Here is a 9,081-nt window from a genome sequence, read left to right as displayed (position 1 = left end):
TTCCTCTAGCTTAGCGTTATTTATAAACCAAAGTCGGGCATGTAGGGTTTTTGTAGTTCCTAACCAACCTACTTTTGGGTTTTCGACTCTTAATGGTTGCGACTGCTTCACGACTAATTACTCCTTTTGCCTAAATGCTATTCCAAGCTCTGGAGTCATTATCGAAAATTTTAGCAACGCTATTTCTTACTATTTCATTTCAACAATCTGGCCCAATAGAAAATGTGAGTGGTTTTAGGATATTAAAATGCATAACTTTAAGTAAGTTATATTACCACAGGAGCTCCGAGGGTAAGTTGTGGCCTGATGCTCCCCAGGGGGGAGAGGTTGCCGCTACCTAAATTGGCGAGATAGGTGCTATCGCGCTCGGCTATTCTTGCCCCCACACTCGCAGATGGGTAAACTACCTGTCGTTGCATGGAGGGTTGGGGTAGGAACTGAAGTGACGGAGGTAATTAGGTATTGTCGCGGACAAACTTGGAGGTTTCTCGATATGAAATACTTCTCACATCTGTTGATTTTGCTTCTGGTCGTTTCCTTTGCTACAACTGACTCCTATGGCGAGGATAGCGAAAAGGAGCGCGAGGTCGTTAAGATAGGCGCAATCATACCACTCACCGGTGGTCAAGCTGCCCGGGGGCAGGATATAGCAAAGCTCCTAAAAACCCTTGAGCGCCATTTTGATGAAATGCAACTTGGATACCACTACAGGTTCATTGTAGAAGATGGCCAGTGTGGTGCGGGCCATGCCGCTACCACAGCAGCAATGAAGCTAATCAACATAGACAAGGTTAAGTTTCTCCTAACCGGCTGTAGCGGGGAAACGTTACAGGCAGGTCCACTGGCTGAGAGGAATAAAATTCTTAATATTGCCGTTTTGTCTTTACATCAAGATGTAAAAACCCTTGGCGACTATGTCTTTCGCACCTTTATCGATATTGAGAAAAGCGTTCAAGGTTTCGCCGATTTCATGGATTCTAAATGCGGCGGGAAGATAGCTGTTTTAACTGAAGAAAACGCCTTTACTTTTGGAGTAAGAGATTTGCTCTTAAAACACTTAGGAGCAAAAGTTGTCTATGCGGAGAATTTTACCCCAGACTCTTCAGATTTTAGCACTCTTTTGGCGAAGGCAGATGCAAGGGGCGCAAGGGGAGTCTACCTAAATGTGATGTCCGAGCGCACCCTTGCTAATCTGGTTAACGACATTAAGAGGAGGCGCCTTAGTCAAACACTTTTTTCTTATAACTTTCCAGAAGTCGCATCGTTTCGAACAGCTACCGAAAAGAACAGCGACAACTTGTATTTCATTGGAGCGCCAGATATTAATAATTCTTCAAGTGAATTTCAAAGCGTTCAAAAGGAATTCAACTCGCAACATCCCGGGGGACCAACCTATGAATTCGTATTGAGAACCACTTTTGACGCAGTAAAATCAATAGTAGATGCCATTAGCGTCGTAAGCCCTGATCCTACTAAAGTAAAGGATTATCTCTACAGCTACTCAACCTTAGGAGCACTGGGTAAGGTGGAATATGACTCGAATGGAGATATTAAGGATCTCAACTACGTGCTCAAGCGAGTAGGCGAGGATGGCAAGAACGAAATAATCGGTGAGTTAGTAAAGCCGTCGTCCTAATACAAACTCCTTTATTATCAACTAGTTAGCCCGCTAAGAAAATTGGGGCATCCTTCGTAAAAATCCCTGTATTTTAGTAACTATTTAGAAATTATTTTGCTACCTAAAGATTTTACATTTTTGTGACAACTGGTGAACATTTTTGTGCTTAAATCCATAAAATTGGTTTTATGGGTTATTAGAAGTTAGGTTTTATTGGGAGAGTATAAGCTATGCGTGCAGAATTACCTTCTGATCAGGATTTAATTCAGCGGTTCTTGTCGGGTTCAACACAATCTTTTGAGGAACTCATCTCTAGATATGAAGCGAAGGCTTTTAATCTAGCCATGCGCCTAACGAGAAACGCACAAGATGCCGAAGAGGTTCTCCAAGACGTATTTGTGACTCTTTATAAAAAGCTATCGAGCTTTAAGGGTGATTCTGCATTTTCGAGCTGGCTTTACCGAATAACGGTAAACGCCTCTTTCATGAAACTGCGAAAGAGCAAGCGTCAGCTCTCCATACCTCTTGAAGATAGCGTATTGTCAAACATTCAGTCTCCTTTGGCACACATGACTTCACAAGCAAAGACTGATGAACGCGTAATTTTGGGAGAACTAAAAAACGCGCTGCAAATTGCAATCGATAGACTCGACGATGAATACAAAGCAGTCTTTGTTCTTAGAGACATAGATGGTCTGTCAAACCAAGAAGTTAGCGAGATATTATCACTTACAATACCAGCTGTTAAATCTCGCCTACACCGTTCGCGCCTGATGCTGCGCCGACGACTAAAACATGTATACGACAACCTGCGAGCAGAACAACCGTATTTTGTAACTTTGCCAATTTCACTAAGCACGAAATCCGCAAGAATAGCTCACTAATCCATGGGGCCTGTCTTGTAGCAGGCCCCTAAGATATTGGCATAAGAGATTTCCATACATCGAAAAATTCTCTTGCCATAGAAACATTATGCGTTCGAATTAGCGATGCGCCCTTTAAAAAAGAGATAAGACCCGTTAGTTGCGATATCGGCTCACGTTCGCCAAGTGCTTTGCCCAAAAAACCCTTTCTCGACGTTCCCACCATCAAAGGAAATTCTTTCAGTTCCACACCAAGTTCACCTAAACGCCTGAGCAGTTCCCAAGAATATTTCGAATCGTGGCTTAAAAATCTCCCCATTCCAGGATCTACGACAATCCGCGCTCTAGAAATGCCCTGACTAATAGCAAAATCTATCCTCCACTTTAGAAAAGCTGAAATTGCCGGGATAATATCGACGTAATCGCACTTCGATTCACTCGCATGCGGACGGGCGCCATCTTCTTTCGAGTGCATTAGCACTACAAAGGCGTCACTTTCACTTATTACGCGCGACATTAACGAATCCGCCCTTAAAGCCGAAACGTCGTTTATCATCCTAGCACCAGCTCTTAAACACTCTTTTGCTGTAGCAGCCTTATAGGTATCTATCGAAACAAATGCCTCCTTTGCCAAAACAGAGACTACGGACAAGATGCGCTCGAGCTCAACGCTAGAAGCTATGGGCTTAGCTCCTGGACCTGTAGATTCGCCGCCAATATCTATAATATCTGCACCATCCGCCAGAAGCTCCCTTGCCCTACTTAAGGCAGCCTCAGCACCTACGTACAAGCCGCCGTCACTAAACGAATCAGGAGTAATATTTAAGACTCCAACGATCCACGGCGGTGGCTTACCAATAGCCGCAAGCAGATCTCGACAATAAATATTACCCATGCGTTTTACTACTACCGCGCATCGATCCAATTAAGGATTTATCCTGACCGTTCATTCCACTTCACTTAATGGCTGCCGTTGCTAATCTATCCGCCCGCTCGTTCTCGGGATGTCCATTATGACCCTTTATCCAATGAAACACGACATCGTGCTTTTCGAGTAAACTATCGAGACTTTTCCACAAATCCTGATTCTTTATCCTACTGGGCCAACCCTTAACCTTCCAAGCAGCCATCCATTCGCTTACACCTCTCTGTAAATAGGCGCTGTCTGTATATATCGCCACACGACATCGCTTCTTTAACGACAAGAGTGCCTTAATGGCAGCCGTTAACTCCATGCGATTGTTAGTTGTTAGCTTCTCCCCACCTGAAATCTCCTTCTCGCGACCATTACAACGCAATATCGCGCCCCAACCTCCTGGCCCTGGATTGCCACTACAGGCGCCATCGGTAAAAATCTCTACATTAGGCAGTTTCCCCTTCATTACTTAGGCGCCACCACGTTTTCGCCGTCTTAACTCTTAGCTACAGCCACTTTGAGAACCGCAGTTAAGACATCTATAACACGCTCCCTGTCTAACCATAAAAGCACCGCATATAGTGCATGGAGGCGCATCCTCGCTTACAGGCGCAAACGAGACACTAGTGGCCCGTGCATGACCATGACTCGGCATTTCTACGCTATTATCAGCTACTCCATCAAAACGACTAACCAACTGTCCCTTAGGCGGGTTCTCCTTAATTGCAAATCCTATAGCCGAATTACCTCCCACAGAAGACTCGCTCTCCGTAGCTCCCCTCTGGGCTGTATTGTCTAAAGCCTGGCTATTTTGCACCTTCGCACTTTCTACACCAACATCGCCAGCCTGCAGAACACCAACAGCGCGCTGCTCCTCTGATGAGAGAAATTTAGCAGCTAGCCAACGAAATATGTAATCCAAGACCGACTTCGCCATGGGAATTTGCTTGTTTTTTGTAAAACCCGATGGATCAAATCGCATGTGCGAGAATTTTTTCACTAGCGCCGATAGAGGAACCCCATATTGCAGTGCAAGCGAAATGCTAGTAGCAAAAGCATCCATAACACCACTTAGCGTCGAACCTTCTTTAGCCATTACTATAAAAATCTCGCCTGGAGAGCCGTCCTCATAAACCCCCACCGTGATATATCCCTCGTGCCCAGCTATGCTAAACTTATGGGTAATAGCCTGGCGCTCATCCGGAAGATGTCTGCGCAGTATGCGAGTCTCTACTGCTTTTTCAGTCCCTACTTCATGACCATCTTTTGCTGTGGCTAGCGGCTGAGACCGCTTGGAGTTGTTGCGATATATGGCTATCGCCTTTAATCCAAGCTTCCATGCCTCAATGTAAGTCTGCATTATTTCTTCAACTGTGGCACTTTCCGGCATATTGACGGTCTTGCTAATAGCGCCAGAAATAAATGGCTGCACTGCCGCCATCATTCGCACATGGCCCATGTATTGAATAAAGCGTTCCCCCTTGGCGGGTTTAAATGCACAATCAAAAACCGGCAAGTGCTTGGAGCTAAGTTGTTCACATCCCTCAATACAATCGCGCTCATCGATATATGACAATATTTTTTCAATCGCTCCCTCATCGTAACCCAAAACCCTAAGGGCCCTCGGAACGCTTTGATTGACGATTTTGAGCATTCCACCACCAACGAGCTTTTTGTACTTTACTAGCCCAATATCTGGCTCAATCCCGGTAGTATCGCAATCCATTAGAAACGCTATTGTGCCAGTGGGAGCTATGACGGTAGTTTGCGAATTTCTATAGCCATAAAGTTTGCTCCTAGCCATTGCTTGTTGCCACACATCGGCAGCTTTTTCAGTAAGTGTGGAACTAAGAATTTGTCGCGGTAGCTTCTTTGCATTTTCTGCGTGTTTAGCAATTACGCGCTGCATGCCTTCTGCATTTTCAGCATAAGCCACAAAAGCTCCCAGCTCTTCGGCGATATAAGTACTCATCAAATAAGCTTCGCCACACATCAATGCAGTTAATTCCGCAGCCCACATTCTACCCTCGTCCGAGTCGTACGCTAAACCTTTAGCCATCAACAGAGCGCCCAAATTGGCATAACCCAAACCCAACTGGCGGTACTTACTAGCGCTCTTTGCGATTTCATCCGTTGGATAGCCAGCATTGTCGACAATGATATCCTGCGCCGTAATAAATATGTCCACCGCATGCAAATAGCGCTCTACATCGATACAACCATCGTCTAGCAAAAATTTAAGCAAATTAAGACTAGCTAAATTACACGCTGAGTTATCGAGATGCATGTATTCGCTACAAGGATTACTAGCATTAATCCGACCAGAACTCGGACAGGTATTCCAATCATTAATAGTAGTATCAAACTGTATGCCTGGGTCTCCACACACATAAGTTCCTAGCGCAATTTCGTGCAAAAGTTCTTTAGCGTCGAGATATTCGCACACCCCACCATCCGTCCTTCTGCGAGTCGCAAATTTTTTGCCTTCGGTAGCCGCCCGCATGAACTCGTCTGTTACTCGCACGCTCAGATTAGAGTTTTGAAAGAACACCGAATCGTAGGCTCCTCCTGGAACATTAAAGCCTCCATCGTATCCTTCGTTTATTAGCGCCCACGCCTTTTCCTCTTCGTGTCGCTTAACAGAAACAAACTGCTGAATATCCGGATGATCGACATCCAGAATCTGCATCTTAGCCGCTCGCCTGGTCTTGCCGCCGCTCTTGATAGTCCCGGCCCACGCATCGTAACCGCGCATAAAGGAAACTGGCCCCGATGGGATTCCCCCGCCACTAAGCTTTTCCTTGGACGAACGAATATTAGAAAGATTAGTGCCAGCACCTGACCCAAATTTAAACAGCATCCCCTCCGCATGCTGTAACTTAAGCAGAGAGTCCATGCTATCGTCCACAGATAAAATAAAACACGCACTGCACTGTGGCCGTTCCTCTACGCCCACATTAAACCAGACTGGCGAGTTAAATGCGCCGTACTGTTCTACCAGCAATGTCGTTAGCTCGTGATTAAAAATAGCGGCCTGGTCGTCTGTTTTAAAATAACCGTCCTTTCGGCCCCAAGCAGTAATGGTATCGGCTACTCTGGAAATAAGCTGTTTTACGGAGTTTTCGCGATCCGAAGTACCTAGAGTTCCACGGAAGTATTTCGACGCAACCACATTGGCCGCCATCTGCGACCAGCTTTCTGGCATTTCGACGTTTTCCTGCTTAAAAATAACCTCCCCGCGCTCATTCGTTATAAGAGCTTCCCGCATAACCCACTTAACGGCATCGAAAGGATTGACTCCTTTTTTGCTAAATACCCTCTCAAATTGAATTCCCTTCGACTTCTTCCTGTCCGCATTGGCCGATCTCCCGTCGACGACAACGCTACTGCCATTTACTTGCCGAATCACCGTATTAGCTTCCATAACGAACCTCTATATAAATTCTTTACTGGGCATTTATTCTAGCCCGATTAGCGCCTGCAATAAAAATAGTCTGGCGTACATATCGACCAAGGGTCAACAGCAAAACAATCCCAAAACACAATATATGGGATATAAACGCCTATAGTACCCACATATATTGTGTCATATATACGAAAAAGCACACGCCAAAAGACAACAGATTCGCTGCAATAAGACGCCAAACGAAAGGATAAAATAAAAACTGACGAAAACTATGCTGACTTGACCAAAGCGCTTGAAATGGATGCGGGGGATGGATTTGAACCATCGACCTCCGGGTTATGAGCCCGACGAGCTACCAGACTGCTCTACCCCGCAAGGATGTAATAGTTTAATTGCGAACTAAAAGTCAATGTTGCGGTGAAAACAAAAATGCCGAAATTTACCAGGTGCCATAATGATTACCGCACAAACCAGCGCACCTTAAGGTAGCGGTTTAGGTTTTGTTTTTGCCAGAACGCCGCCATAGAACTAAGCAGCAGTATTGAGACAAGAAAGTGCAGTGGCCACCCACCTGGCAGAGACTTGGTGTGAAAAAAAGGCACAAATGTGTAGTAGACGTAATACTGTGCAATGAACAGAAAGAGCGAAGTCTGTCCAAACATTTGCAAATGCGCAACTAGCCGTACAAGCAATCGCGCTCGTTCAATAAAAAACATTGCGCCGATCATAACTACGCTAGCTCCACCGTATACCAGGATATAGGTTAGCCCAGGTGGATCTTTTTGAAAGGGCGAAGTTAACTTCCACATGACGCCCTGAGCAGGAAGAATGGAAAGCCGGATGGCAATAAAGTCTAGTATCTTTAGAGCCGCGCCAATGCAAAAAATAACGCAACCCACTGTCATCAGCCTCGACGGCAAAGAGCTGAGGCTTTCATCCTGCCGCTGACAGCTAGCGATATACTCACCTACGAGACTGCTTGCTATGTAAAAGGCGAGCCAAGAAAAAAAGGGGAAACTCAATTCGAAGAAAGTATTTTCATAACTACCCCATAGTAGTTCTTTTACAGCATGCTGTAGCGGCGTTGTGGGATAAAACGCGACGGTGCACCACCAGCTAATGGTCAATAACGCAAAACTCAGGAGCAACCTTTTTCCACTGCTGACTTTCCTAACGATGGGTGGGCCAGCAATTATGGCAACGCCAATAGCATCGGTAACAAAGATCCAACGAAAAGCGTCCAGTATATTTGCAGAGCGATAAATATGCGCAAGCGATATCAATATGTGACCGACTGTTAACAAGAATATTCCTCGGCTTAAGAGAAGCTTTTCAAACTTAAAAAACTGCTCTGGGTTGCAAGAGCGAATGTAACCGGTCAGTGCACCGCTTATAAGCATAAAAGAAGGTGTAGCCAACATACAAAGGGGAAAGATTAGCGTTCCGGGAAAAGTATTAAGCGACAGATAGTACTGGCTAAAATGCGCAAGACACACAAGCAACATCGCCATGCCTCTAGCCGCATCAAGTGCTGCCAAACGCAAAGCCACGCTAGGTGTAGCTATGGCAGGTTCCTCTTCTTTTTCCGGCAATAGCAGCTCGTTCAGGCAGTTCATAATACTAAGGCACTAAACAACAGTTAGACCATAGTTATAACAAGATACGGAAACGTTGATACTTTTGGACGTGCTTCAAAGACGGCGTATCCAAAATAAATCTTACCTGAGACTCATCATTATGAAATTATTGATTAGAAAGCCAAAAGAGGATATAAACATACACAAAATTAGTCATGCAGATTCTTGGTATCGACTTAATACAAAATGCAACGGTTGTTTTTAACCTAATGTTCTTACGGATTTTCAATATTTGTCGCCTTATTTTATCGGCGATCTCAATTAGTAGCTTAGCAGCCTGCTCGGTTGTTGGATCTTCTTGGTTGCCTTTTGGCGACCAGGCAACGCCCGAAACGAAAATGGCAGTAATTAGAATAGCAAGCGAATATTTAGGAAACATCATAGCTGCACGAGAAAGCGAGCTCGGCAGCATGGTGCTGTGGAACGATTATTTCGAAAACAACAAAGGCATTACCTCTAAAGATGCGTATTATCAGCAAGTTAGAAGCATCTATAATCGCTTTCCGCCTGACAAACACCCCTTTGTTGGTTTGGATGTCATCGATGCAAGCGTTAGAGGCAACACTGCTTATTTAAAGTTTCAGAAATTTAAACAGCCAGATAGCCCTATAATTTCGATAAAGCTCTATTGGATAGGGGGA

The 9,081-nt window shown here is 44.9% G+C and carries 7 protein-coding genes and 1 tRNA gene; 3 read left to right on the top strand and 5 right to left on the bottom strand.

Annotated features, from left to right (window positions below):
* Positions 1 to 493 precede the first annotated feature (493 nt).
* Positions 494 to 1,636, top strand: a complete 1,143-nt coding sequence (locus IT291_00795; GenBank protein MCC6219757.1) for an ABC transporter substrate-binding protein — start codon at positions 494 to 496, stop codon at positions 1,634 to 1,636.
* Positions 1,637 to 1,848: 212 nt separating this feature from the next.
* Entirely contained in the window at positions 1,849 to 2,502 is a 654-nt protein-coding gene (locus tag IT291_00790) for a sigma-70 family RNA polymerase sigma factor (GenBank protein MCC6219756.1), read from the top strand.
* Positions 2,503 to 2,530: 28 nt separating this feature from the next.
* Here IT291_00790 and folP read toward each other — a convergent pair whose 3' ends face one another.
* The 5 genes from folP to IT291_00765 form a co-directional block, all read right to left on the bottom strand.
* On the bottom strand, positions 2,531 to 3,376 hold the full coding sequence (gene folP / locus IT291_00785; GenBank protein MCC6219755.1) for a dihydropteroate synthase: 846 nt from the start codon (positions 3,374 to 3,376) through the stop codon (positions 2,531 to 2,533).
* 61 nt (positions 3,377 to 3,437) lie between these two features.
* The gene (gene rnhA / locus IT291_00780; protein MCC6219754.1) at positions 3,438 to 3,863 is read right to left on the bottom strand and encodes a ribonuclease HI; all 426 of its coding nucleotides are present in this window, start codon (positions 3,861 to 3,863) and stop codon (positions 3,438 to 3,440) included.
* Between the two features lie 36 nt (positions 3,864 to 3,899).
* The gene (locus tag IT291_00775; protein ID MCC6219753.1) at positions 3,900 to 6,821 is read right to left on the bottom strand and encodes a vitamin B12-dependent ribonucleotide reductase; all 2,922 of its coding nucleotides are present in this window, start codon (positions 6,819 to 6,821) and stop codon (positions 3,900 to 3,902) included.
* A gap of 280 nt (positions 6,822 to 7,101) precedes the next feature.
* Positions 7,102 to 7,178: transfer RNA gene (locus tag IT291_00770), tRNA-Met, on the bottom strand.
* Positions 7,179 to 7,261: 83 nt separating this feature from the next.
* Positions 7,262 to 8,419, bottom strand: coding sequence for a DUF1624 domain-containing protein (locus IT291_00765; GenBank protein ID MCC6219752.1), 1,158 nt, complete (start codon positions 8,417 to 8,419; stop codon positions 7,262 to 7,264).
* Positions 8,420 to 8,778: 359 nt separating this feature from the next.
* Between IT291_00765 and IT291_00760 the strand changes: the two genes are divergently transcribed.
* Positions 8,779 to 9,081, top strand: a 303-nt coding sequence (locus IT291_00760; protein ID MCC6219751.1) for a hypothetical protein, incomplete at its 3' end; no start/stop codon positions are given.

The sequence above is a fragment of the Deltaproteobacteria bacterium genome, from assembly GCA_020845775.1.
Taxonomy (GTDB): Bacteria; Bdellovibrionota_C; UBA2361; order SZUA-149; family JADLFC01; genus JADLFC01.
The sequence above is the reverse complement of the archived record's forward strand: the minus strand, read 5'-3'. Positions and strand labels throughout refer to the sequence as shown.